Source organism: Nonomuraea sp. NPDC003560, from assembly GCF_042878785.1.
In the GTDB taxonomy this organism is placed as follows: Bacteria; Actinomycetota; Actinomycetes; order Streptosporangiales; family Streptosporangiaceae; genus Nonomuraea.
Genome location: NZ_JBIAOF010000016.1, coordinates 199,415 through 222,059 on the forward strand (window position 1 = coordinate 199,415; position 22,645 = coordinate 222,059).

Here is a 22,645-nt window from a genome sequence, read left to right on the forward strand (position 1 = left end):
ACTTATTTCGAGGAGCCCCTCCCATGGCCGTTCTGCTGCACCTGGACGCCAGCGCCCGACGCCGTTCGATCAGCCGCGAGCTCGGCGACGCCTTCGCCGAGGCGTGGCGGTCCGCCCACCCCGAGGGCACCTACGTCCACCGCGACCTGGCCGCCGAGCCGGTGCCGCACATCGGGGAGGCGTGGACCGAGCTGTGCGACTACGTCATGGCCAACCAGATCACCGACATCTCCCGCTACCACGAGGCCGCCCGCACCCCGGAGCAGGCCGCCGCCTGGGCGATCGTCGAGCCGCTGCTGTCGCAGCTGGTGGCCGCGGACGTGGTGCTGATCGCCACCCCGATGTACAACTACTCGATCCCGTCGGCGCTCAAGGCCTGGCTCGACCAGGTGACCTTCCCCAAGATGTCCCTGGCCGGGCGGCGTTTCGTGGTCACCACCGCGCGCGGCGGGGCCTACTCGCCCGGCGCCCCCAAGGCCAGGTTCGACTACCAGGAGCGGTACCTGCGTGACTTCTTCGCCGGCCACTTCGCCGTCGAGGACACCACCGTCGTCGCCGCCGAGCTGGCCAACTCCCGCGTCGACCCCGGCCTGTTCCACCTGCGCGCCCAGCACGACGAGCTGTACGCCGCCGCGCTGCGCGGCGCCCGCGACCTGGGGAAGGAGTTCTGACGATGAACTGGCTCATCCTCGGGCTGGCCGGGCTGGTCGAGATCGCCTGGGCGCAGAGCATCAAGCCCACCCAGGGCTTCACCAGGCCGCTGCCCACGCTGATCTGCTTCGTCCTCATGGTGGCCGCGGTCTGGCTGCTGTCGTACTCGATGAAGACCCTCCCGGTCGGCACCGCGTACGCGGTCTTCACCGGCATCGGGGCGGTCGGCGCGATCGCCCTGGGCGTCGTCGTGCACAAGGACCCGATGTCGATCGGCCGGATGGCGGCGCTGGCGCTGATCGTCGGCGGCATCGTGCTGGCCCGCCTCACCAGCCCGGAGTGACCCCTCCCCGTCCGGCCGGACGGCCGGGCTCAGCTCGGGCCGAACCAGCGGGCGAGGGCGGCCCTGAGGCCGTCGGGGCCCGCGCCCGCCCAGGCGACGTAGCCGTCGGGCCGGACGAGCAGCGCCGGGGCGGGGGCGTCGGCGGCGGTGGCGGCGGTGGCGGTGGCGGCCACGTGGCGCACCCGGCCGAGCCAGGGCGCGGCGGCGGCGGCCAGGGCGTCGCCGCCGGTCAGGTCCAGGAGCAGGGGGCGGGCGTCGCGCATCAGCTCGGCCAGGCGCCGCGGCCGCCCGTCGCCGGTGGTCAGCGCCAGGGACGGCGCGAACCAGCCGGTGGGCCCGGCCGGCCGCTCCTCCCCCATGTCGTGGCGGACGTCGCCGCCCGCCATCAGCTCGGCGATCATGCGCAGGTTCTCCGTACGGCCCAGGAGCTCGGCGAACAGCCGTCGTAGCGCGGTGACCTCGGCGCCGGGCGCCAGCAGGGCGGTCGCGGCCAGGGTCTGGGTGACCACGCGTTCCGCGCACGCGCGGCGCTCGGTCTCGTAGCTGTCCAGCAGCCCTTCCGGGGCCCGCCCCCGGAGCGTGACGGCGAGTTTCCAGGCCAGGTTGGCGGCGTCCTGGAGCGCCAGGTTCAGGGTGGGCCCGTGGCTCACCTGGGCGGCGTCGCCGGCGATGAAGACGCGTCCGGCGCGGTAGCGGTCGGCGAGCCGGGTGTTGCGCCCGCACAGCCGGCGCAGCATGACCGGCGCTCCCTCGGGCGGCGGGCTCAGCGGCAGGCGCACCCCGAGGACGCGTTCGACGCTCTTCTCCATCTCGGCCAGCGTCATCGGCGCGCCCGGCCCCGGGTAGCCGCCCGCCGGATGCTCCTCCCACTCGGCGGTGTTGATCAGCGGCCGCCGCGGGTCGTGGGCCAGGAGGGTGAAGACGCCGCGATCGGTGCGGTGGAAGTGGGCGGGGATCTCGCCGAGCCCCTCGATCAGGACGCGCCCGCCGGGCAGGATCCGGACGTGCTCGCTCGGGCCGATGAGAGCCGAGCGGTCCACGACGTGGTCGTCGCTGACGCCGGGGAAGCCGATGCCCGCCGCCTTCCTGACCATGCTGTGGCCGCCGTCGCAGCCGACCAGGTAGCGGGCGGTGAGGGTGGTCTCGGCGCCGCCGGGGCCGCGGGTCACGACCTCGACCCGGTCGGCGTCCTGGGCGAAGGAGATCACCTCCTGGCCGCGCCGCACCTCCGCGCCCAGTTCGGCCGCGCGCGCGGCGAGCACCCGTTCGAGGTCGCGCTGGTCGCAGGGCAGGAGGTACATCGGGTTGGCCTCGCCGAGCGTGTGCAGCGGCAACGGCATCCCGCCGAAGAAGTGGCCCGGCGCCGGCACCGGGACGCCCCGGCCGCCGCAGCGTTCGAACAGGCCGCGGTGGTCCAGCAGCCGGACGACCTGCCCGGCCAGGCCGTGGGCCTTGTCCGACAGGTCGGGCTCCGGCCGTCGTTCCAGCACCAGCGGCCGCACGCCGGCCAGGCGCAGCTCGCAGGCGAGGAAGAGGCCGGCGGGCCCGGCGCCGACGACGATGACGTCGAACATCATGGACGGTCCTTTGGGTACAGGGCTGTATCTAATTCCGGCCACCGTAAAGCGCCGGGATAAGATACGCAAGTGAATCTCAAGCACCCTGCCCCCGGCGGCGCGTCCCGCCGTCGCGGCCCCGCGCTGGAGGAGGCGATCCTCGACGCCGCCTGGCAGGTGCTGGTCGAGCACGGCTACCACGGCTTCACCTTCGAGGCCGTCGCGGCCCGCGCCGGCACCAGCCGCCCGGTGCTCTACCGGCGCTGGCCCCGGCGCGACGACCTGCTGCTGGCCACCCTCGCCAAGTTCTGGCGGCTGATCGACGTGCCCGACACCGGCAGCCTGCGCGAGGACGCCGTCGGGTTCCTGCGCAACGCCGGCGACGACCGCGCGGGCATGCTGACGCTGATGAGCGTGCAGCTCGCCGACTACTTCCGGGAGGCCGGCACCAGCCTCACCGAGCTGCGCGACACCCTGCTGCCGCCCGGCCGGGCGACCGCGTTCGAGACGATCGTGGGCCGGGCGGTCGAGCGTGGCGAGCTGGCCGACGTGCCGCGTTCGTCCAGGGTGGTGAACCTGCCGCTGGACCTGCTCCGGCACGACATGCTCGTCACGATGCGCCGGGTGCCGGAGGAGTCGATCGCCGAGATCGTGGACGAGGTGTGGCTGCCCCTGCTGGGCGCGTCCCCCGGCTGACCGGCGGCCACCAGGGGCGGCCTCCCCGTGGCGGCGGGCCGGTCAGCTCCCGTAGTAGTCGCGGATCTCCCAGAACCTGGACGGGTGCCCGTCACAGGTGTACTGGACGGCCTCCAGGTTGTTGGCGGTGCTGACCCCGCCGGCGATGGTCAGGCACTTGGCGGTCTGCACGTTGCGGAACTCGACGTACTGGCCGACGCGGTTGCCGAGCGCCCAGTAGCGCGAGGGGTGGGTGTCGCAGGTGTACTGGAGGGCGACGACGTTGTTCTCGGTGCTGACGCCGCCGGCGATGGTCAGGCACTTGCCGGTCTGGCGGTTCCTGACCTGCAGGGCCGCGCTGGAGTAGCCCCAGACGTCCCAGCGGCGGGAGGGGTGGCTGTCGCAGTCGTACTGGACGGCGTGCACGTTGTTCTCCGTGCTGACGCCGCCGGCGATGGTCAGGCACTTGCCGGTCTGCCGGTTGACGAGCTGGACGTTGGAGGCGGCCCAGACGGACGAGGCCGACGCGGGCGCCGGGGCGGCGGTGAGCGCGAGGACGAGCAGCGGGGCGGCGACGGCCGCCGGGCGAAGGAGGTGTGTCTTCATGCGACCAAGCGTGCGACGGCCGGGCTCGTCCGGCCTGAGTAGCGCGTACTCAATGTGCGCCGGCGGGGTTGTGCGCCTGGACGATCATGAATGAGGATCGTGCACATGACAACACAACGGATTCAAGGAAGGGTCTTCGGCGAGGTCGCCGACGAGTACGACAGGGTCCGGCCCGGCTACCCGGCGCAGCTGGCCGCGGACGTGCTGGCCTACGCCGGAGGGCCCGCGCTGGAGGTGGGCGCGGGCACGGGGAAGGCGACGGAGCTGTTCGCGGCGACCGGCGTCGAGGTCGTGGCCACCGAGCCGGATCCGGCCATGGCCGCCGTGCTGGCCCGGCGGACCGCCGGCCGGCCGAACGTGACGGTCACCGTCTCGGCGTTCGAGGAGTACGTCCCGGAGCGGGCGTTCGGCCTGCTGTACTGCGCCCAGGCGTGGCACTGGGTCGACAAGGAGGTGCGCTGGCAGCGGGCCGCCGCGGCGCTGGCCCCGGGCGGCGGGCTCGCCCTGTTCTGGAACGTCGACTGGCCCGCCGACGAGGGGGTGACCGCGCGGCTGCTGGCCGCGCACGAGCGGTTCGCCCCGCACATCAGGCCCAACACCGGCCCGATCGGCAGGCCCATCGGCGAGGAGGCCGGGGCCCGCGAGTGGGCCGGGGAGATGGGGCTGCCGCCCGAGTTCGGCGACCTCGGCACCCGCCTCTACCGGTCGGGACGCACGGTCTCGGCCGCCGACTACGTCGCCCTGCTGTCCACCCAGTCGTCCTACCGCATCCTGGCCGAGGACGTGCGCGAGAACCTGTTCGGCACGCTCCTCGACACGCTCGGCGAGCAGGTCGCCCTGAACGTCGAGACGGCCCTCTACCTGGCCCGCCACCTCCCCTGACCGGCGGCACGGCACGGACGGGCGCACCCCGTCACGGCTGGGCCCTGCCGGTCGCCCACGCCCATCCCGCGATCATCACGCGGTTCCTCGCGCCGATCTTGCGCTGGACCGCGGCGACATGGTTCTTCACCGTCCCCGGGGACAGGAAGAGCTCGGCGGCGATCTCCGCGTTGGTCCGTCCCTGAGCCACCAGGGCCACGATCTCGTCCTCCCGCTCGGTCAGCACCACGTCCGAGACCTCCCGTTCCGGGCCGCTGCCGCGCAGCAGCCGGACGGTGAGCTGGGGGCTGATGAGCATGTCGCCGTTCACCGCCGCCCGGACGGCCTCCACGAGCAGCGCGGGGCCCGAACGTTTCAGCACGAACCCGGCCGCGCCGTGCCTGAGCGCCGCCTGCACGTACTCCTCCAGCCCGAACGTGGTGACGACCACCACGTGGATGCCGGTGCCGGCCAGGGCGCGGGTCACCTCGATGCCGTCGGCCCCGGGCATGCGGATGTCGGCGAGCACCACGTCCGGCCGGACGGCGAGGGCGGTGTCGATCGCGGTGCGGCCGTCGGCCGCCTCGGCCACCACGCTCAGGTCGGGCTGGGCGTCGAGGATCAGGCGGAAGGCGTCGCGGATGCCCTCCTGGTCGTCGGCGACGAGGATGCGGATGCTCACCCGGGAGATTGTCGCAGCGGCAGCCGCGCCGCCAGCGACCACCCGTCCGGCACGGGCCCCGCGACCAGCTCGCCCCCTTGTTCGGCGACGAGCGCGGCCAGGCCGGGCAGGCCGGAGCCGCCGCGGCGGCGGCTCGCCGCGCCGGACGTCCCGTCGTTGGTCAGGGTGATCTCCAGGACGTCGCCCGGCGTCGTGACGGACAGCTCGACGCGGCCGGCCCGCGGCGCGTGCCGCCGGATGTTGGTCAGCCCTTCGATCACGATCCGGTAGGCCAGCGCCGCCGTCTCCGCCGGGACGGCCGCCGCGCGGTCGATCCGCACGCCGACGTGCGCGGATCCGGCGGCGGAGAAGCGCGCGGCGGCCTCGGCGACGCCGTCCAGGTCGCCGGACGGGCCGAGGGGCCGGTCGTGGTGGAGCATGTCGAGCGTGCGGTCGAGCGTGGACAGGGCCCGTTGACCGGCCGCCTCGACGCGTTGCAGGGCCCGCAGCGGATCGCCCGCGACGGCGCCCGCCTGGGCGTGCGCGACCATCTCGCTGATGTCGTGGGCGAGGAAGTCGTGCAGGTCGCCGGCCAGCCGCAGCCGCAGGACGGTGCGGGTGTCGGCCACCGCCCGCCGCTGCCGTACGTCGAGCAGGCGCAGGTAGGCGCCCACGGCGGCGCCCGCCAGCACGCCCGCCCCCCAGAACGCGCACGCCCCCACCGCCTCCAGCGCGGAGGCCGGGGTGAAGACCCGCGGCAGCCAGGTGGCCGCGGCGAGCCCCGCCAGCAGCGCCGCGGGCACGGCCCGGCGGACCGGCGCGTACCGGACGACCAGCCCGGCCGCGACCGTCAGCGCCGCGCTCTCGGCCATGCCCAGCGCGCCCACGCCCGGCGTGGACGGCCCTCCGGCGGCCCGCCACAGGGCCGTGACCGCCAGGGACGCGCCCGCGGCCGGCAGGACCAGCCAGGCGAGCCACCCGGTCCTGCTCCCGACCCTGCTCCCGGCCCTGCTCCCGGCCCTGCTCCTGGTCAGGAACAACCCGATCGCCGCCACGGCGACGGCGACCGCCGCCGGCAGCGCGGCGGCGGCCATCCACAGCACGTTCACCCAGGACACGATATGCGCCCGCGCCGCGCGCCCCCACGTGCCGAACGGCACTGCCGCGGCCCGCGGGAGGTGCCGAACGGCATCTGCCCGCCGTGCGCCCGCGCTGGAAGGCTCGTCGGCATGACGATCTTCACTTCCGGCCGGTACGGGTACGCGGCGGCGCTGTGGGCGGTCGCCTACGGCCTGCTCGGCGCGGCGTGGGCGCTCGGGGCGCCCGGTTACCCCTGGGGGGCCGACGATCCCGACCCCGACGGCGCGCTGTCGACCCTGGCCGGCACGGCGCCGCCGTTCGGCTGGTGGATCGCGGCGTTCTCGGCCCTGGTGGCCGCGACGGCACTGGCCCTGACCCGCCGCGACGACGCCCACCCGGCGAACGACCCCGTACCGGACGACCCTCCGCCGCGCCGACCTGGGCCGGACGCCCCTCCGCCGCTCCGGCCCGGGCCGCCGCGCCGACCCGGGACGAGCCCCCGGGGTGGTGAGCGCCCGGCGAAGGGGGTGTGGGGGCGGGTGCCGGTCCTTCTGGCCTGGCCGATCGCCGCGTTGCTGGTGCTGGTGGTTCCGGACTCGCGGCTGATGATGGGCGTCGCCTACACGCCGTTGCTCCTGGCCGCGCCCCTGTTCGGCTGGGGGCTGGGCGGCGCGACGTTCGCCGACGCCTGGCCGTGGCCGGTGCTCAACCAGCTCGTGTGCGTGCTGGGCGGCCTGCTGCTGGCCGCCGCCGCGCGGGACCACGGGCGCGGGCGCGGGAACTGGTTCACCCCGGCGCGCGGGCGGATCGCGGTGTACGTGGCGGTCGCGGTGCCGCTGGTCTACTGCGCCACCCGGTGGGCCTGGGCGCTGGGCATCCCGCTCGGCGTGAGCACGGAGTTCCTGGCCGCGGGCGAGGACGGGCTGTGGCTGGCGGGGGCGTACCTGGCGACGTTCGGGGCGCTGGGCGGCGTGCTGACCCTCGGGCTGGTCCAGCGGTGGGGCGAGGTGTTCCCGCGGTGGATCCCGGGGCTGCGCGGCCGGCGGGTGCCGCCGCTGCTGGCGGTCGTCCCGGCCGGGTTCGTCTCGATCATCGTCACGGTGGCCGGGCTCACCTACATCCGCTGGACCGTGGCCGGCAGGTTCGCCCTGGAGGAGTGGGGAGCCTGGCTGCCGGAGTGCTTCTGGCCGGTGTGGGGCGCCGCGCTGGCCACCGCCGCCGTCTGCTACCACCGGCGCCGCCGGGCGAGCCCGCCTCCGGCGGCGGAGGTCAGCCCGCGCTCTGCCGGTCGGGCTCGATGAGCAGGACGACCCGTTCCTCCGCGCGCGAGTAGGGACCGCCGATGTACTTCGCGGCGATCCGGTCGACGATCTCCCAGCCCGCCTCGCCCTCGACCCACTCCACGACCCTGCCCCGGACGAGCACCGGCCGGAACGGGTCGCCGGGCGGCGTCAGGGAGAGCGCGACCCGCGGGTCGCGCCGCAGGTTGAGCGCCTTGTGGGAGCGCGGGCCGGTGAGGACGGCGACATGGTCGCCGTGCGTGCCGATCCAGACCGGGACGGAATGGGGGGCGCCGTCGGGCAGGACGGTGGCGAGATGGGCGATCGGGGTGCCGTCGAGCACGCCGCGCACGTCGGGGTCGAGTTTCATGGGTTCTCTCCGGATTCTGGAGTTCCTTGAGGAGACTCTGCAACCGTAGCACCGAGAGTTCCTTCAGGGAACCCCGAAAGGTAGGCTGGGTCCATGCAGCGCACGAACTTCGCGGAGATGGCCTGCTCCATCGCCCGCACCCTCGACGTGATCGGCGAGCCGTGGTCGCCGCTGATCCTGCGGGACGTGTGGGCCGGAGTACGGCGGTTCGACCAGCTCCAGGCCGATCTCGGCATCTCCCGCAAGGTGCTGACCGAACGGCTCACCCACCTCGTCGACCACGGCGTCCTCGAACGCCGCCCCTACGACCGGCGGCCGCGCCACGAATACCACCTGACGGTCAAGGGCGCCGAGCTGGTCGACCTGCTCATGGTCATGGCCGGATGGGGTGACCGGTGGCTCGCGGGCCAGGCCGGGCCGCCCGTGCTCTACCGCCACCACGCCTGCGGCGAGATCAGCGCCGTGGAGCTGCGCTGCGCCCACTGCGGCGCGCCGATGCACGCCGGCGACGTCGACCTGCTGCCCGGCCCCGGCGCGGCCGGCCCGGACAAATCGACGCCCGGCCCCGGCGCGGCCGGCCTGCCCGGATGAATCGGCGCCCGGCGCCACGGAGGACCGGTCCGCGTTGTCGCAGGCGGCGATGTTGCACGTCCGGCCCGCGCCGCGGGCGCCGGTCGACTTCGACGCGTTCAACGAGACGTACCTGATGCACGCCTCGACCTCGCCGCTGTACCCCATGATCGCCTCCCTCGACGTGGCCGCGGCGATGATGGACGGCCCCTCCGGGTCGTTCCTGACCGGCGAGGCGATCGTCGAGGCGGTCCGGTTCCGGCAGGCGATGACCCGGCTGGCCGCCCGCATCCGCGAGGACGGCCGCCGGCCCGGCTGGTTCTTCGGCCTCTGGCAGCCGCCCTCGGTGCTCGACCCGCACACCGGCCGGGCCGTGCCCTTCGCCGACGCCGACCCGGCGCTGCTGTGCTCGGAGCCGCGCTGCTGGGTGCTGGAGCCCGGCGCCGCCTGGCACGGCTTCGACGGCATGCGCGACGACTACGCCCTGCTCGACCCGGTCAAGGTGACGATCACCTGCCCCGGCGCGGACGCGGCCGAGGGCACGCTGGAGTGGGGCATCCCGGCCAAGGTCGTGGCCGCCTACCTGCAGCGGCGCGGCATCGTGGTGGAGAAGACCGGCGACCACACCCTGCTGGTGCTGTTCTCGATGGGCATCACCAAGGGCAAGTGGGGCACGCTGATCGACGCGCTCACCGACTTCAAGAACGCCTACGACGACGACAGGGCGCTGGCGGACGTGCTGCCCGGGTTCGGGCCGTCCGGCGTGTCGTTGCGGGCGTTCTGCGGCGAGGTGCACGCCAAGCTGCGCGACTCGGGCGTGGGCGCGCTGCTCGACCAGGTCTTCACCGCGCTGCCGGAGCCGGTCTCCACGCCCGCCGACGTCTACCAGGCCATGATCCGCTCCCGTACCGAGCGGGTCCCGCCGGCCCGGCTGGCCGGGCGGGTGGTGGCGGCGACCGTGGTGGTCACCCCGCCCGGGATCCCCATGCTGATGCCGGGCGAGGCGACCGGCGCGGCCGACGGCCCGCTGATGCACTACCTGCGCGCCCTGGAGGACTTCGACCGGACCTTCCCCGACCTGGCCACCGACATCCACGGCGCCCACCGCGACGGCGAGGGCCGCTACTGGGTGGAGGTCCTCCGCGCCTGACGGCCGCCCCCGAAGAGCCGACCTCGGCCAGGGTGGTGACGGACGAGTTTCCCGCACGGCCCTCACGTGGCCCTTGGCCGGCTCGGTGGACGGCCGCACGGTCTTCCCGTCGATCGACTCGCTCCGAAGGGTTGCCCGCCGCCTTCCCCCGCTCTCGCGGGCAACCGCCGCCGGCGCCCAGGCGTATAAGGAAGCGTGAAATCGGACAGACAGCCGTGAGCGCCACGGAACACGACTTCGGCGCATTCGTGGCCGCACGCGCCACGAGCCTGCTACGGGTCGCCTACCTCGCCTGCGGTGACGAGGCGGAGGCGGAGGACCTGCTGCAGACCGCGCTGGAGCGCACCTATCGGAACTGGGACCGGGTCCGCCACGACAGCCCCGAGCCGTACGTGCGCCGCGTCATCGTCAACGCCGCCATCAGCCGGGCCCGCCGCCGGGCGATCCTCAGGATCATCCCGATGCACAGCCCGCCGGACACTCCGGACCGGGCGACGGACACCGACCTGCGCCAGGTGCTCATGGACGCGCTGCGCGCCCTGCCGCCCCGGCAGCGGGCGGTGATCGTCCTGCGGTACTGGGAGGACCTCAGCGAGGCGCAGACCGCCGAAGTGCTCGGCTGCTCGGTCGGCACGGTCAAGAGCCAGGCGTCGAAGGCGACGGCCAAACTCCGTTCGGCCCTCGGACGGGAGACAGTGGAAGGAGTGATCAGGAATGCCCACGCTTGAGGAGGAGCTCCTCCGGCTCATGACGGAGGAGACCGCCCGGCTGCACGCCGCGCCCGACCTGGTGGAACGGGTGGTGCGCGGGTCCCGGCGCAGGCGGGTGAGGGGCCGGATCGCGGCGTTGTCGGCGTCCGTGGCGGTCGTGGCCGCGCCCGTGGCGTACCTGGGCGCGAGCACGACGACCGCGACGGGCGGCCAGGTCACGATCTCCGTGACGCCGGAGCCGCCCGCCATCGACGACACCCCGCCCCAGCCGTCGGAACCGCCGAGCCTCGGCGACCTGGGCGACGGGATGAAGTTCGGGCACGTCAAGGTGGGATACCTGCCCGAGCGGCTGAAGTGGTCCGGCTGGTCGGTGGACTTCGGCGACAAGTACACCACCGCCTACTTCTACGAGGGCGACGACCCGGGCTCCTACCGGGTGCAGATCTACATGTACGAGGAGGGGGCCGTCCAGGAGCTCGGCGACCGGATCGCGGCCTACCGCGACGAGGGGGACGGCGAGGAGGTGACCGTCGGCGACCGCGGCGGCTACCTGGTCGTGCAGAACGTCGGTGAGGACGGCATGGCGGGCACCCCCACCCTCTTCCTCCGCATGGGCGACAAACAGTGGGCCGAGATCATGTTCAGCCCGACGTACGCCAAGGAGTTCCGCGACGCCGAGGGCGTGTCCGCCGAGCTGAAGAAGATCGCCGAAGGGCTCACCCCCAACCCGTGACCGCCTCCGCCTCCACCGCGCCCCCGCGGACGTGCGCGGCACCATACCTCGGGGGGTATATTGGCGGTGGAGGTGGAGCGAATGGACATGAACGCGGCCGTCCTGGCCGAGGCGCTCACCCGGCTCAAGCGGGCCCACGGCCAGCTCGGCGGGGTGATCGCCATGATCGAGAACGGTGACGACTGCGAGCGGGTGCTGACCCAGCTCGCGGCGGTGTCCAAGGCCCTGGACCGGGCCGGATTCAAGATCATCTCCACCGGCCTGCAGCAGTGCCAGGCGGCGCGCGAGCGCGGCGAGGAGCCGGCCATCACGCCGGAGCGGCTGGAGAAGCTGTTCCTGGCCCTGTCCTGATGCGGCACTGATCTCCCCACGGGCATCCGACGGCGACGAATGAACTCGTACGCCCGAGCATGCCCGTCTTTTTACCTCAGGGATACCCCCCAGGGTATCAATGGGTAGGACGGTCCCTGACCCGGAAACCGGCCGGACCGCGACTGCGACGACACGAAGGCGGCGAAGAAGATGAGCACGATCCACATCGAGGTGGTGGAGACCTCTTCCCTGGGCGACCGCAGCTACCTCGCCCACGACGGCCAGGTCGCCCTGGTCGTCGACCCGCAGCGGGACATCGACCGGATCCTCGCCCTGGCCGGACGGCTCGGCGTGCGCATCACCCACGTGGCCGAGACCCACCTGCACAACGACTACGTCTCGGGCGGCCTGGCCCTGGCCCGGGTGACCGGCGCCGCCTACCTGGTCGCCGCCGACGAGACCGTGCGGTTCGACCGCCGGCCGGTCTCCGACGGCGACGAGGTCACGCTGTCCGGCGCCATGAGCGTCCAGGCAGTGGCCACGCCCGGCCACACCTTCCATCACCTGTCGTACATCCTGACCGGCCCGGACGGCCCCGAAGGCGTCTTCACCGGCGGCTCCCTGCTCTTCGGCACCACCGGCCGCACCGACCTGCTCGGCGCCGAGCACGCCCACGACCTGGCCCACCGCCAGCACACCTCGGCGCACCGCCTGGCCGACCTGCTGCCCGACGGCGCCCACGTGTGGCCCACCCACGGCTTCGGCAGCTTCTGCTCGGCCACGCAGGCCGACGCCCCGGCCTCCACGATCGGCCGCGAGCGGCAGGCCAACCCGGCGCTGCGCCTGGAGGCCGACGACTTCGTCGCCCAGACCCTCGCCGGTCTCGACGCCTACCCCGCCTACTACGCCCACATGGGCCCGCGCAACTCCGACGGCGGCGGCCCGATCGACCTCACCCCCGTACGGACCGCCGACCCCGAGGAGCTCGGGAAGCGGATCGCGGCCGGGGAATGGGTGGTGGACCTGCGCTCCCGCAAGGCGTTCGCCAGCCGCCACCTGACCGGCACCCTCAGCTTCGGCCTGGACGGCCCGATGTCCACCTGGCTCGCCTGGATGGCTCCCTGGGGTGCGCCGATCACCCTGCTGGGCGAGGACGCCGCGCAGGTCGCCGCCGCCCAGCGCGAACTGGCCCGCATCGGCGTCGACCGCCCGGCCGCCGCCGCGACCGGCGACCCCGGCCGGTGGGCCGGCGGCCACGACGACCGGCTGGGCGAGCTGGCGGTGGCCACGTTCGCCGACCTGGCCGCCGTCCGCGCCGGGCGCGCGCCCGCGCACCTGCCCGCCCCGGACGTCGTGCTGGACGTGCGCATGACCAACGAATGGCGGGCCGGCCACGTCGCGGGCGCCATCCACATCCCGCTGCCCGACCTGCCGCACCGCCTGGCCGACGTCCCGGCCGGCACGGTGTGGACGCACTGCGGCTCCGGCTACCGGGCGGCCGCCGCCACCAGCCTGCTCGCTCGCGCCGGACGCCGCGTGGTGCACATCGACGACGCCTACGCGGCGGCCGCCGAGGCGGGCCTGACCATCACCGACGACTGACCCGGCGAGGTCGCCGCCGTGCGCGTCCCGGGCTCCCGCGACGTGCCGCTCGGCCTGCTGTGCGCACCACACCACCCCGCGCCCGGACGCGCGCCGCCGTCAGGAGTGGGCGTGGCGGTCGAGGCCGAGGGTGGAGATCAGGTCCTCGTGCAGCTCGAACCAGACGCGGTGACAGGAGTCGACGTCGGTGCGGTCGACCCACGCGCCCTCCCCGTTGCGGGCGCGGGCCAGGGCCGCGGCGAAGCGCGTGTCGTACCCGCCGAACCGGGCCAGGACGCCGGTCAGCCGGTCGGCGAGCGGCTGGAGGGCGCGGCCGACGACGGTGAGCTCGTGCAGGATCCGGGCGTCCCAGGCGGGGTCGGAGTGGTCGTTGGCGGCCAGCCGGTCGCGGCCGTCCGGGCGCAGCTGCCAGTCGGTGCACGCCTTGAGCAGCAGGGCGTTCAGCGGGAGGAACTCGCGGTGGACGTCGCGGACCTCCTGCCCGCCGCCGGCCTGGTCGAGCTCGGCGGCCAGGCGCCGCTCGTCCTCGGCCCGGCCCGTCTCGGTGAGCGACCAGCCGCCGGTGCCGGCGAACTCGGAGCGGCTCACCCACCCGCGCGCCTCGGCGTCGAGCAGTTCCTCCTCCGTCTCGGCCACGCCGAGCGCGTACCGGCGGGCGAGCACCGGGGTGTCGGCGAAGCCGGTGACGCGTACGGCGTGCAGCGCCAGCAGGCCGGGCGCGGACTGCCAGGTCATGAGCCGGCCTCCTGACGGGTGGTCAGGCGGGTGTAGTGCTGCTGGCACGCCTGCGGCGAGTTGAACCCCATCGCCTCCGCCATCTGCGCCCAGGTCAGCCCGGCGCTGCGGGCGGTGAACAGCAGGGCCGACTCGATCGCCTCGACCTCGGCGCGCGCGGCGGGCAGCAGGGCCAGCGCGCCCAGGATGTCCTCCGGCTCCAGGCCGGCGTTGCGCCAGACGGCGAACCGCGTCAGGTCGACCGCCGACGGCGGGACGGGCGGGGGTTGCCACGGGCGCGGGTCGAGCAGGTCGGCGCCCAGGGCCATGAGCCGCCGGCGGGCCTCCGTCTCGCGCTGGGCGTGGAGCTGGTCCGCGTTCAGGGCGGGGTCGTGGTTGCGTTGCATGCGGGCCATGATTCACAATCGGCGGGACATCGTCAACATTTTGTTGAAGGGCGGGCGGATGATCGTACCCCTTGTGGAGGCCGCGGCCGACACCTGCGGGGGCAAGGGCGGCGCGCTCGGCGCGCTGCTGCGGGCCGGGCTGCCGGTCCCGGACGGCTTCGTGGTGCCGTTCGCCGCCTACCTCGCCGCGGTCCGCGGCCTGGACCTCGGGCGGCACACCGCCGGACCGGACGACCTGGCCGCGGCGCGGCGGGCGATCGAGGCGCGCACGCTCGACGCCGGGCTGGCCGCGGCGCTGACGCGGGGGCTCGGCGCGCTCGGCGACCCGCCCGTGGCCGTGCGGTCGTCGGCGGCCGACGAGGACACCGGCCTGAGCTCGGCCGCCGGCCGGTACGAGAGCTTCCTCGCCGTGCGCGGCGCGGGCGGGGTGGCCGAGGCCGTGCGCGCCTGCTGGGCCTCGCTGTTCTCGCCGCGCGCCGCCGCCGGCCGCGGGTCCGGCGACGGCGACGGCGACGGCTACGGCGACGGCTACGGCGACGGCTACGGCGGCGGGTCCGGCGACGGCCCGGCGATGGCCGTGGTCGTCCAGCGCCACCTGGACGCCGAGGCGTCCGGGGTCATGTTCACCCCCGGCGGGCCGGACGAGCCCACAGGGATCGAGGCGTCGTGGGGGCTCGGGCCCAGCGTCGTGGGCGGCACGGTCACCCCCGACTCCTACCGGGTCGCCGCGGACGGATCGGTCGTGCGCGCCGTGGCCGACAAACGCACCCGCCTCGACCGGGAGGGCGCGCGGCTCGTCGTGCGGAACGTGCCCGACGACGTCCGGGGGCGGGCGGCGATCGACGACGCGACCGCCGTGCGGCTGGCCGGGCTGGGCACGCGGATCGCGGCCCTGCGCGGCGGGCCGCAGGACGTCGAGTGGGCCGTCGCGGGCGGCCGCGTCTGGATCCTCCAAGCCCGCCCGGTCACCGCCGCGCCCCCGACCGCCGGCCCGCCCGCCCTGGCGGCGGACGTGCCTGCCGGGGCGCTCGTCGGGACGCCGGGCAGCCGCGGAGCCGTGACCGGCCCCGCGCGGATCGTGCGCGGGCCGCGCGACTTCGCCCGCGTGCTCCCGGGCGACGTGCTCGTCTGCCCCTTCACCGACCCGGCGTGGACGCCGCTGCTGCGCATCGTCGCCGGCGTCGTCACCGAGACCGGCGGCGTGCTGTCCCACGCCGCGATCGTGGCCCGCGAGCACGCCATCCCCGCCGTCCTCGGCGTCCCGGACGTGACCAGCAGGCTCCGGGACGGCGCGCCCGTCACCGTCGACGGCACCGCCGGTACCGTCACCGCCACCTGACCCTGGGAAAGGAGAGGGGAGCGGCCTGCGACACGCCGCTCCCCGACCACCTATGTCGCTACGACGCCTCTACCTGGCCCGCCACGGCGCGGCCGACGCGTTCGGGCAGCTCACCGACGCCGGGCGGCAGCAGGCGGCCCTGCTCGGCGAACGGCTGGCCGGGATGCCGATCGGCGCGGTGTGGCACTCGCCGCTGCCGCGTGCCGCCGAGAGCGCGCGCGAGCTCGCCCGGCCTCTGCCCGGCGTGCCGGTGGCCGCGGCCGACGAACTCGTCGACCATGTGCCGTACGTGCCCGCCCCCGCCGAGACGCCCGCGTCCTGGGCCGGCTACTTCGACGGCTTCGACCAGGCGGAGGCGGAGGCGGGCCGCGCGCTCGCCGACGCCCTGGTCGCCCGGTTCGCGAAGGTCCCCGACGAGCCCGCGTCCGACGTGCACGAGGTGCTGGTGACGCACGCCGGTCAGATCGCCTGGCTGGTACGGCACGCGCTGGAGGCGCCGCCGCCCCGGTGGCTCGGCCTGAACAGCGCCAACACCGGCCTGACGATCATCGAGTACCGCACCGGCCTGCCGCCCACGATGGTCATGTTCAACGACCTGAGCCACCTCCCGTCCGGCCTGCGCTGGACCGGGTTCCCCCAGGACATGTGGCCGTGAGCGGCGGGCCGGGGGCGTCAGGAGGTGGCGTCGGGAGGTGGCGTCAGGGGATGCCGCGTCAGGAGATGCTGCGTCCCTCCACCGCGTCGAGCACCAGGGGGCTGGGGCCGGGGTCGCCGCGCACGCCGAAGCCGTAGCGGTAACCGGCCCTGACCTCGGGGTCCGACAACGCCGGCAGGTGTTCCAGCGTGGCCGCGGTCACCAGCTCCCAGCCGGAGCCGGTGTCGGCGTACATGGCGGCCCGCTCGCCCACCAGCGACAGCGCGAAGCGGCCGCCGTCGGGGACGGTGACGCCCTGCTTGACGCCGAAGACCGCGATCCCGCCCGGCACCTGCGGGCCGCGCACCTCGAACCCGGCGAACCTGTGGCTGTTGACGTAGAACGCCGCCACGTCCGTGCTGCCGTCCTTGACCAGGCCCGTGTAGACGGTGTCCATGTCGGTGGAGTCGCCCTGGAACCTCCTGATCGTGATCGCCGTGGCGAACGCCGGGTTGCGCGGCGAGACGCCTGACGACATCAGCCCGAACCAGGACGCCGACGGGTGCCCGGCCGACAGCGCGCCGCCCGCGTACGTCACCTGCGGCAGCTCCTTGTCCTCCGGCTGGACCCGGTGGGCCTGGTAGCCGCCGGCCTGGTCGAAGCCGTCGGCCAGCTCCTGGTTGGCGAAGGCGTCGGGGGCGGGCGGCACGTACGCGGCCTGCGGCGGCAGCCGGAACGTCACCCGGTCCGTGTGTCCCAGGTAGGACGCGCACACGACCGGATACTCCTGGTTCGCGGGCGCGTACGCGGTCAGCGTGGTCTCCGTCGTGCGGCTCGCGCCCGTGCGCAGGCCGGTCACCGGCAGCGCGGGCGGATCGACGGCCACGCCGTCGCAGGCGGACAGCGTGACCCGGCCGGCCATCGGCAGCACGTCCCGGTTGGTGACGGTGAAGGTGACCTTGGAGCCGAGCCGGCCGCGCTCGGCGGTGGACGCGCTCACCTCGACGTTGCGCCGGGCGAGGCCGGGCAGCGCCGCCGCGGCCAGGCTCAGCCGGTCGAGGTCGTACGAGCCCGCCCAGTCGGAGCCGGCCGAGCCGCGTACCCACACCTTGACCCGGGAGATCGCGGCGCGCGGGGCCCAGCGGGACAGGTCCAGCGTGAGCCGGTTCCAGCCGAGCTCGGGGTCGACCGTGCCGACGCCCTCCGCGACCGCGCCGCCGCGCCCGTAGACGCGGACCTTGGCGGTGAAGACGTTGCCCGGCTTGAAGCCGTCGTCGGCCTCGGGCGGCACCCGGACCGACACCGACAGCGACGGCGTGCGCGAGGCGTCGAGCGGCTTGCCGAACAGCACATCGGCGCCCTTGTACGACTTGGCGTACCGCGACCAGCCGGGCAGGTCGCGGTCGAAGCGCACGCGCAGCGCGTGCCCGCCGTCCACGGCCACCCGCTCCACGGCGGCGGCGTTGTCCGAGGGCCGCCAGCCGTCGGCGCCGGTCTCGAAGCCGGAGATCACCCGCTCGGCCACCGGCCTGGCGTCGAGCTGCGTGCCCACCGCGGCGGGCGGCTTCCTGACGGCCAGCTCGGCCGGGTCGAAGCCGGGGATGACGTCCTTCCAGTCGGAGATGCCGATGATCTTCTTGGCGAACTCGGTCACCTCCAGCGACCGGTCGGTGTCGATGGCGGCGAACACCTCGTGCAGGGGCTTGCGCTCCCCGGCGTTGGAGGGCGCGCTGTGCTCCTCGTCCCACGTCCACAGGCCGAGCCGCAGGCCGCCCTCCTGCTTGTGGTCGACGTGCCGGTGCAGGATGAAGGAGTCGATGCCGTCGGCGAAAGCGATCTTGTAGTAGGCGTACGCGTAGGCCGCGGCCTGCAGCTCCAGCTCCTTGGCGGAGTAGTCCTGGGAGTTCAGGCCCTGTTCGGAGAGGATCACCCGCCGCCGTTGCCCGTGGTAGGTCAGGTCGTCCTGGGCGAGGTAGCGCGGCAGCAGCTCGATGTTCTTGAACGTGATCCGCAGGGTGTCGAAGCCGTCCGTGGCGGTCTTGTCGTTCCAGAACGCCGGGTTGAACAGGTTCTCCGGGTAGGGGTGGTAGGCGATGTTCCAGTCGAAGTCGCCCTGGCGCTTGGTGAGGGCGTTGAGCCCGTCCACCACGTCGCGGCCCTTGTAGGTGTACTTCGGGTCGTCGTTGGCCGCGCCCGTCCAGAAGTGCGTCAGCGAGGTGTAGACGCGGGCGGCGGCGTCGGCCTTGCGCACGGCCTGCCAGGTCAGCCGCATGGCGCGGGCGTACTGGTCGAGGAAGACGGCACGGTCCTGGCGGCCCATGTTGTACCAGAACTGCTGCGCGTCGATCTCGTTGCCGACGATCCAGCCCCAGGCCCGGCCGTACCGGCCGTCGGGCTGGCTGTAGCGCTGGGCGAAGAACTCCATCGCGGCGGTGAAGTGCGCCTCGCCCTCGGCCGTCTTGGTGTTGAACGCGTACACCGTGCCCTTGCCCAGCTCGGCGTCGGGGTGGATGAGCGTGCGCGCGGCGGAGTTGGGCGCGCCGCTGTTGTAGACCAGCACGATCATGTTGACCAGGACGCCGTTGTCCGACAGTGGCTTGACCTGGGCGTCGAGCCCGGCGACGGCGCCGCGGTCGAAGTAGTACGTCTTGCCCTGCGAGACGAACTCGATGGTGTTGCCCGGGGCGCCCGGCCCGGCCGTCATGACCGAGTCGAGGGCCAGGTTGATGCCGGCGTGCTGGACGCCGATCTCCTCGGCGTCGTCGGTCATCTGCACCTGTAACCCCTTTTTGCCCGACATTTCGGGATAAGGGGCTTGGTTGGCCGACGGGAAGCTCAGCCTGTCGGCGTAGTGCACCTCTCCCAGCGGGCCGTCCGCGCCCACCGCGAGGAACTTGTCGTAGAGCCGGTCCTGGTCACCGTCCATCCGGGGCACCTCGACGCGGAACGGGCCCGCCTCGACGGACGCGACCGGCTGCTCCCCCGCGGGCGAGTCCTGCCAGGTGTCCAGCGCGTACAGCTCGGCCGGGCCGGGCGCGACGCCGGTGACGGTGATCGTGTCCCCGCCGACCTCGACGCCGCTCACCCCGCCGGCCGCCGCCGCGCGCGCGGGCAGCGCCTGCGCCGGGAGGGCCAGCATCGGGACGGCCAGCGCCAGGGCGATCAACAACCGCATGTCATCTCCTCCTACTTCGCCCAGTCCTCGTCGCCCCAGGCGTTCTTCTTGATCCCGGCCTCGATGCCGCGCTTCCACCACTTGTCCAGGTCGGCCAGCTCCTCCTCCAGGGAGCGCCGGCCGAGCAGATAGCCGTCGAAGACGTCGCGGAAGGAGGTGCCCTCCGGGCCGCCCGGCAGGGCCACCACCCGGAACGGCTTGCCCCACTCGCCCTCCAGCAGCCCGGCGGTCTCGGCCGACGGCTCGACGCCCTCGACGGCGGGCAGGCCGCCGGTCGCGTCCAGCCAGGGCTTGATCGCCGGCGAGCTCATGTACTGCAGGAACTTGACCGCCGCCGCGTACTTCTCGCCCTTGACGGTGGAGGGGATCATGTAGCTGGTGCCGCCGATCGAGGCGCCGTAGCGGGCCGGGGCCTCCGACGACAGCGGCGTGCTGGCCTTGGTGATGGTCGGGAACGGCATCGTGCCGAGCGCGAACTTGGCGTCCGCCTTCAGCGCCTCGACGGCGAAGTCGGTGCCCCACGACATGGCGGCCTTGCCTGAGACGAAGTCGCGGTAGCCCACGGTCGCGCCGCCGTCGGCGACGCCCGTCCAGTTGGGCGTGCCGCAGTCGAAGAACTCCTTGTAGATCTTCAGGGACTCGGCGACCTCGGGCGTCCTCGTGGTGAGCGTGCCCTCCTTGATGACCCTGCTCATCGACTTCTCGGTCACGGTCGGCGCCTTGCCCGGCCTGCCGGTGGCGTCGAAGAGGTTCCAGTCGTCGTGGTACTTGTCGATGAGCTGGGTGCTGACCGCCTCCCACGTCCAGCCGGCGGCCAGGCCGCCCTTGTCGAGGGCGACGGGGTCGAAGCCGGCCGCCTTGAGCTTCCCGCAGGCGCTCCTGAAGTCCTCCCAGGTGGCGGGCGGCTGGTCGACGCCCGCCTTGGCGAAGGCGTCCTTGTTGTAGAACAGGCCGATGGCGACCAGGTTGAAGGGGACGTACTCCAGCTTGCCGCTCTCCTTGCTCAGCGCCTTGGAGACGGCGGGGCCGTAGTACTCCTTCCTGAACACGTCGATCCAGCGCTGGTTGCCCGGCACGTACGGGTTGGGCTTCTGCAGCTCGGCGTCGAGCGCGTGCACCTCGTGGGCCTTGTGCGGCGGCTGGTTGAAGACCAGTTCGGGCGCGGTGCCGGCGGCGAGCTGGGTGGTGATCGTCTGCATGAAGCCGTCGAGGGGCAGCACCTGCGTCCTGACCTCGATGCCGGGCTCGCGCTTCTCGAAGGCGTCGACCAGCGCCTCCCAGGCCGGTCCGAAGCTGCTGCCGCTGGCGTTCCACTGGTTGGGGCCGGCCAGCGTGATCGTCACCTTGCCGCCGCCGTCCTGGGCGGACGTGCCGCCGGTGCCGAGCAGGCCGCAGCCTGTCAGCGAGAGCAGCGCGGCCAGCGCCGCGAGCCCGCTCTTGGGGGGTGTTCTCATCGGGGTACGGGTCCTTTCCTATTGATACGTTTCAATCGCGAGCGCCGGCTCACTTGCCGGACACGATGCCGCCCTGGATGCCCGCCAGGAACCACTTGGACAGGAACGTGAACAGCACCACCAGCGGCAGGCTGGCCAGCACGTAGCCGGCGAACAGCGGGCCCCACTGCTGCGCGTTCTGGTTGGCGAAGAAGGCCAGCCCCGCGGGGATCGTCCGGTAGGCGTCGGTCTGCACGGTGAGCAGCGGCCAGAAGTAGTCGTTCCACACGCCCAGCACCGTCATCAGCGCGACCGTGCCGATGACCGGCCGGGCCAGCGGCAGCATGAAGGCCAGGAACAGCCGGACGCCGCCCGCCCCGTCCACCCGCGCCGCCTCGAAGATCTCCTCGGGGATCTGCGCCATGTACGTGCGCATGACGACGATCCCGAAGACCGTGTTCGCGGTGACGTGCGGAATGATCAGCACCAGCCGGCTGTCCAGGATGCCGAGGTCGCGCATCAGCACGAACAGCGGGATCAGGCTGGTGATCGAGGGCACCATGAGCAGCGCCGCGACCAGCCCGAACAGCGCGTTGCGCCCGGGGAAGCGGTAGCGGGCGAACACGAACGCCGCCGCCGGGGCCAGCAGCATCGTGCCGGCGATGGCCAGCGCCGCCACCACGAACGAGGTGAACAGGTACGGGCTGACCTGCTCCCAGGCCGCCGCGTAGTTGTCCAGGTGCACCGGCCAGGCCGGCGACCAGTAGCTGCCGAAGAACTGCTCGTTGTCCTTGACCGACGCGGCCAGCATGAACAGGTACGGGAACAGCCCGGCGAAGGCCAGCACCGCCAGCACGCCGCCGGCCACCAGGTCGGTCCTGCGGGTCCGGCTCACGATCCCGACCTCCTGCCGAGCGCCAGCGCGCCCAGGCTCACGCCGAGCGTCAGGGCGAACAGCACGGTGCCGAGCGCGGCCGCGTACCCCCAGCTGGTGTCCACGAAGGCGGCGTCGAGCATGCGCAGCACCGGCACCTGCGTGGCGTTGTCGGGGCCGCCCTTGGTCATGATGTGGGCCTGCATGCCGTACTGGAGCACCGAGATCACCGCCAGCACCAGCAGCAGCTTGACGTCGCGGAACATCATCGGCAGGTCGATGCTCCAGAAGCGGCGCAGCCGGCCGGCGCCGTCCACCTCGGCGGCCTGGTAGATCTCGGCCGGCACGTTCTGCAGCGCCGACAGGAAGACCAGGAACGGCAGGCTGGCCACCCACGGGAAGCCGATCGTCATCAGCGCGGCCAGCGCCGTGGCGGGGTCGCCGATCCAGTTGCCCGCCAGCCCGTCCAGGCCGAGCGCGCGCAGCAGGCTGTTGACGACGCCGTCGCGCGGGTCGTACATGAACTGCCACAGCAGCACGTTGACCACGGCCGGGAAGGCCAGCGGCAGGATGAGCAGGGTGCGGAAGACGAACCGCAGCCGCTCGCCGGACAGCGACATCACCAGCTCGGCGGCCAGCAGCGGGAACACCCACATGAGCGTGACGGCCCAGACGAAGATGATCCCGGCGTTGCGGAAGGAGGCCCACCACAGGTCGTCGCCGAGCATCGTGAGGTAGTTGTCCAGGCCGACGAACGGCGAGCCGAAGCCCGGCCGCCACTCGTACAGCGAGTGCAGCATGCCGTTGAGCGCCGGGTAGTAGGCGAACGCCGCGAGCAGGGCGAAGGTGGGCAGGAGGACGAGGTAGACGCCCCACGGGATCCGTCGGCGCGCTTTGGTGCTGGTCACG

24 protein-coding genes are annotated in these 22,645 nt (G+C 73.7%); 13 read left to right on the forward strand and 11 right to left on the reverse strand.

What is annotated here, in order from left to right:
* Positions 1-23 precede the first annotated feature (23 nt).
* Positions 24-671: an FMN-dependent NADH-azoreductase gene (locus tag ACFYUV_RS45330; RefSeq protein ID WP_387680862.1), complete on the forward strand. Its 648-nt coding sequence runs from the start codon at positions 24-26 to the stop codon at positions 669-671.
* Positions 672-673: 2 nt separating this feature from the next.
* Entirely contained in the window at positions 674-994 is a 321-nt protein-coding gene (locus tag ACFYUV_RS45335) for a multidrug efflux SMR transporter (protein ID WP_352360314.1), read from the forward strand.
* Positions 995-1,023: 29 nt separating this feature from the next.
* Here the strand turns inward: ACFYUV_RS45335 and ACFYUV_RS45340 are convergent, their stop codons facing one another.
* Positions 1,024-2,571 carry an FAD-dependent monooxygenase gene (locus tag ACFYUV_RS45340; protein ID WP_387680864.1) on the reverse strand — a complete coding sequence of 516 codons (1,548 nt, stop codon included), beginning with the start codon at positions 2,569-2,571 and terminating at the stop codon, positions 1,024-1,026.
* Positions 2,572-2,640: 69 nt separating this feature from the next.
* Here ACFYUV_RS45340 and ACFYUV_RS45345 point away from each other — a divergent pair, with 69 nt between their 5' ends.
* Complete coding sequence (locus tag ACFYUV_RS45345) at positions 2,641-3,246, forward strand: TetR/AcrR family transcriptional regulator (protein ID WP_387680867.1); 606 nt, start codon at positions 2,641-2,643, stop codon at positions 3,244-3,246.
* Between the two features lie 42 nt (positions 3,247-3,288).
* Here ACFYUV_RS45345 and ACFYUV_RS45350 read toward each other — a convergent pair whose 3' ends face one another.
* Entirely contained in the window at positions 3,289-3,831 is a 543-nt protein-coding gene (locus ACFYUV_RS45350) for an RICIN domain-containing protein (protein WP_387680869.1), read from the reverse strand.
* 105 nt (positions 3,832-3,936) lie between these two features.
* On the opposite strand from ACFYUV_RS45350, the gene ACFYUV_RS45355 reads away from it, so the two are divergent.
* Positions 3,937-4,713, forward strand: a complete 777-nt coding sequence (locus tag ACFYUV_RS45355; protein WP_387680871.1) for a class I SAM-dependent methyltransferase — start codon at positions 3,937-3,939, stop codon at positions 4,711-4,713.
* Positions 4,714-4,744: 31 nt separating this feature from the next.
* Here ACFYUV_RS45355 and ACFYUV_RS45360 read toward each other — a convergent pair whose 3' ends face one another.
* Both ACFYUV_RS45360 and ACFYUV_RS45365 read right to left on the reverse strand, forming a co-directional pair.
* Positions 4,745-5,374 carry a response regulator gene (locus tag ACFYUV_RS45360; RefSeq protein ID WP_387680874.1) on the reverse strand — a complete coding sequence of 210 codons (630 nt, stop codon included), beginning with the start codon at positions 5,372-5,374 and terminating at the stop codon, positions 4,745-4,747.
* Positions 5,371-6,462, reverse strand: coding sequence for a sensor histidine kinase (locus ACFYUV_RS45365; RefSeq protein ID WP_387680877.1), 1,092 nt, complete (start codon positions 6,460-6,462; stop codon positions 5,371-5,373). Before ACFYUV_RS45365 ends, ACFYUV_RS45360 begins: the two co-directional genes overlap by 4 nt.
* 120 nt (positions 6,463-6,582) lie before the next feature.
* Between ACFYUV_RS45365 and ACFYUV_RS45370 the strand changes: the two genes are divergently transcribed.
* Positions 6,583-7,734 (forward strand): hypothetical protein, encoded by a 1,152-nt coding sequence (locus ACFYUV_RS45370; protein WP_387680879.1) that lies wholly within the window; start codon positions 6,583-6,585, stop codon positions 7,732-7,734.
* Here ACFYUV_RS45370 and ACFYUV_RS45375 read toward each other — a convergent pair.
* The gene (locus ACFYUV_RS45375; RefSeq protein WP_387680881.1) at positions 7,703-8,083 is read right to left on the reverse strand and encodes a TIGR03618 family F420-dependent PPOX class oxidoreductase; all 381 of its coding nucleotides are present in this window, start codon (positions 8,081-8,083) and stop codon (positions 7,703-7,705) included. The two genes, ACFYUV_RS45370 and ACFYUV_RS45375, sit on opposite strands and share 32 nt — an antisense overlap.
* Positions 8,084-8,176: 93 nt before the next feature.
* Between ACFYUV_RS45375 and ACFYUV_RS45380 the strand changes: the two genes are divergently transcribed.
* The 6 genes from ACFYUV_RS45380 (at position 8,177) to ACFYUV_RS45405 (ending at position 13,160) form a co-directional block, all read left to right on the forward strand.
* Positions 8,177-8,674: a winged helix-turn-helix transcriptional regulator gene (locus ACFYUV_RS45380; protein ID WP_387680884.1), complete on the forward strand. Its 498-nt coding sequence runs from the start codon at positions 8,177-8,179 to the stop codon at positions 8,672-8,674.
* Between the two features lie 34 nt (positions 8,675-8,708).
* Complete coding sequence (locus tag ACFYUV_RS45385) at positions 8,709-9,803, forward strand: hypothetical protein (protein WP_387680887.1); 1,095 nt, start codon at positions 8,709-8,711, stop codon at positions 9,801-9,803.
* Between the two features lie 215 nt (positions 9,804-10,018).
* On the forward strand, positions 10,019-10,531 hold the full coding sequence (locus tag ACFYUV_RS45390; RefSeq protein ID WP_358010973.1) for a SigE family RNA polymerase sigma factor: 513 nt from the start codon (positions 10,019-10,021) through the stop codon (positions 10,529-10,531).
* Positions 10,518-11,246 carry a hypothetical protein gene (locus ACFYUV_RS45395; RefSeq protein WP_387680890.1) on the forward strand — a complete coding sequence of 243 codons (729 nt, stop codon included), beginning with the start codon at positions 10,518-10,520 and terminating at the stop codon, positions 11,244-11,246. The genes ACFYUV_RS45390 and ACFYUV_RS45395 overlap by 14 nt, the downstream gene beginning before the upstream one ends.
* Before the next feature lie 81 nt (positions 11,247-11,327).
* On the forward strand, positions 11,328-11,597 hold the full coding sequence (locus ACFYUV_RS45400; protein ID WP_352328991.1) for a metal-sensitive transcriptional regulator: 270 nt from the start codon (positions 11,328-11,330) through the stop codon (positions 11,595-11,597).
* Between the two features lie 171 nt (positions 11,598-11,768).
* Complete coding sequence (locus tag ACFYUV_RS45405) at positions 11,769-13,160, forward strand: rhodanese-like domain-containing protein (protein ID WP_387680893.1); 1,392 nt, start codon at positions 11,769-11,771, stop codon at positions 13,158-13,160.
* A 99-nt stretch (positions 13,161-13,259) separates the two neighbouring features.
* Here ACFYUV_RS45405 and ACFYUV_RS45410 read toward each other — a convergent pair whose 3' ends face one another.
* Together ACFYUV_RS45410 and ACFYUV_RS45415 are read right to left on the reverse strand one after the other, a co-directional pair.
* On the reverse strand, positions 13,260-13,895 hold the full coding sequence (locus ACFYUV_RS45410) for a transcriptional regulator (protein ID WP_387680895.1): 636 nt from the start codon (positions 13,893-13,895) through the stop codon (positions 13,260-13,262).
* Complete coding sequence (locus tag ACFYUV_RS45415; protein WP_387680898.1) at positions 13,892-14,281, reverse strand: DNA-binding protein; 390 nt, start codon at positions 14,279-14,281, stop codon at positions 13,892-13,894. Before ACFYUV_RS45415 ends, ACFYUV_RS45410 begins: the two co-directional genes overlap by 4 nt.
* A 58-nt stretch (positions 14,282-14,339) precedes the next feature.
* Between ACFYUV_RS45415 and ACFYUV_RS45420 the strand changes: the two genes are divergently transcribed.
* Both ACFYUV_RS45420 and ACFYUV_RS45425 read left to right on the forward strand, forming a co-directional pair.
* Positions 14,340-15,620 carry a PEP/pyruvate-binding domain-containing protein gene (locus tag ACFYUV_RS45420; RefSeq protein ID WP_387680901.1) on the forward strand — a complete coding sequence of 427 codons (1,281 nt, stop codon included), beginning with the start codon at positions 14,340-14,342 and terminating at the stop codon, positions 15,618-15,620.
* Positions 15,621-15,672: 52 nt separating this feature from the next.
* Positions 15,673-16,275 carry a histidine phosphatase family protein gene (locus ACFYUV_RS45425; protein ID WP_387680904.1) on the forward strand — a complete coding sequence of 201 codons (603 nt, stop codon included), beginning with the start codon at positions 15,673-15,675 and terminating at the stop codon, positions 16,273-16,275.
* 58 nt (positions 16,276-16,333) lie between these two features.
* On the opposite strand, the gene ACFYUV_RS45430 is transcribed toward ACFYUV_RS45425, so the two are convergent.
* From ACFYUV_RS45430 to ACFYUV_RS45445, 4 genes are read right to left on the reverse strand one after another with little or no spacing between them, the layout of a single operon-like run.
* A complete protein-coding gene (locus tag ACFYUV_RS45430) occupies positions 16,334-19,429 on the reverse strand; it encodes a DUF5722 domain-containing protein (protein ID WP_387680907.1) in 3,096 nt (1,031 codons plus the stop codon).
* Positions 19,430-19,440: 11 nt separating this feature from the next.
* On the reverse strand, positions 19,441-20,883 hold the full coding sequence (locus tag ACFYUV_RS45435; protein ID WP_387680910.1) for an ABC transporter substrate-binding protein: 1,443 nt from the start codon (positions 20,881-20,883) through the stop codon (positions 19,441-19,443).
* A gap of 49 nt (positions 20,884-20,932) precedes the next feature.
* The gene (locus ACFYUV_RS45440; RefSeq protein WP_352360359.1) at positions 20,933-21,757 is read right to left on the reverse strand and encodes a carbohydrate ABC transporter permease; all 825 of its coding nucleotides are present in this window, start codon (positions 21,755-21,757) and stop codon (positions 20,933-20,935) included.
* Entirely contained in the window at positions 21,754-22,644 is an 891-nt protein-coding gene (locus ACFYUV_RS45445) for a carbohydrate ABC transporter permease (protein ID WP_387680913.1), read from the reverse strand. Before ACFYUV_RS45445 ends, ACFYUV_RS45440 begins: the two co-directional genes overlap by 4 nt.
* Position 22,645: the final 1 nt, after the last annotated feature.

What these genes read in the sequence shown, in the direction of transcription:
- ACFYUV_RS45355 (WP_387680871.1), top strand. Translation starts at nt 3,937, where the DNA reads ATGACAACACAACGGATTCAAGGAAGGGTCTTCGGCGAGGTCGCCGAC.
- ACFYUV_RS45410 (WP_387680895.1), bottom strand. Translation starts at nt 13,895, where the DNA reads ATGACCTGGCAGTCCGCGCCCGGCCTGCTGGCGCTGCACGCCGTACGC.
- ACFYUV_RS45430 (WP_387680907.1), bottom strand. Translation starts at nt 19,429, where the DNA reads ATGCGGTTGTTGATCGCCCTGGCGCTGGCCGTCCCGATGCTGGCCCTC.
- ACFYUV_RS45425 (WP_387680904.1), top strand. Translation starts at nt 15,673, where the DNA reads ATGTCGCTACGACGCCTCTACCTGGCCCGCCACGGCGCGGCCGACGCG.
- ACFYUV_RS45400 (WP_352328991.1), top strand. Translation starts at nt 11,328, where the DNA reads ATGGACATGAACGCGGCCGTCCTGGCCGAGGCGCTCACCCGGCTCAAG.
- ACFYUV_RS45370 (WP_387680879.1), top strand. Translation starts at nt 6,583, where the DNA reads ATGACGATCTTCACTTCCGGCCGGTACGGGTACGCGGCGGCGCTGTGG.
- ACFYUV_RS45435 (WP_387680910.1), bottom strand. Translation starts at nt 20,883, where the DNA reads ATGAGAACACCCCCCAAGAGCGGGCTCGCGGCGCTGGCCGCGCTGCTC.
- ACFYUV_RS45395 (WP_387680890.1), top strand. Translation starts at nt 10,518, where the DNA reads ATGCCCACGCTTGAGGAGGAGCTCCTCCGGCTCATGACGGAGGAGACC.
- ACFYUV_RS45405 (WP_387680893.1), top strand. Translation starts at nt 11,769, where the DNA reads ATGAGCACGATCCACATCGAGGTGGTGGAGACCTCTTCCCTGGGCGAC.
- ACFYUV_RS45335 (WP_352360314.1), top strand. Translation starts at nt 674, where the DNA reads ATGAACTGGCTCATCCTCGGGCTGGCCGGGCTGGTCGAGATCGCCTGG.
- ACFYUV_RS45340 (WP_387680864.1), bottom strand. Translation starts at nt 2,571, where the DNA reads ATGATGTTCGACGTCATCGTCGTCGGCGCCGGGCCCGCCGGCCTCTTC.
- ACFYUV_RS45420 (WP_387680901.1), top strand. Translation starts at nt 14,340, where the DNA reads ATGATCGTACCCCTTGTGGAGGCCGCGGCCGACACCTGCGGGGGCAAG.
- ACFYUV_RS45380 (WP_387680884.1), top strand. Translation starts at nt 8,177, where the DNA reads ATGCAGCGCACGAACTTCGCGGAGATGGCCTGCTCCATCGCCCGCACC.
- ACFYUV_RS45350 (WP_387680869.1), bottom strand. Translation starts at nt 3,831, where the DNA reads ATGAAGACACACCTCCTTCGCCCGGCGGCCGTCGCCGCCCCGCTGCTC.
- ACFYUV_RS45330 (WP_387680862.1), top strand. Translation starts at nt 24, where the DNA reads ATGGCCGTTCTGCTGCACCTGGACGCCAGCGCCCGACGCCGTTCGATC.
- ACFYUV_RS45415 (WP_387680898.1), bottom strand. Translation starts at nt 14,281, where the DNA reads ATGCAACGCAACCACGACCCCGCCCTGAACGCGGACCAGCTCCACGCC.
- ACFYUV_RS45375 (WP_387680881.1), bottom strand. Translation starts at nt 8,083, where the DNA reads ATGAAACTCGACCCCGACGTGCGCGGCGTGCTCGACGGCACCCCGATC.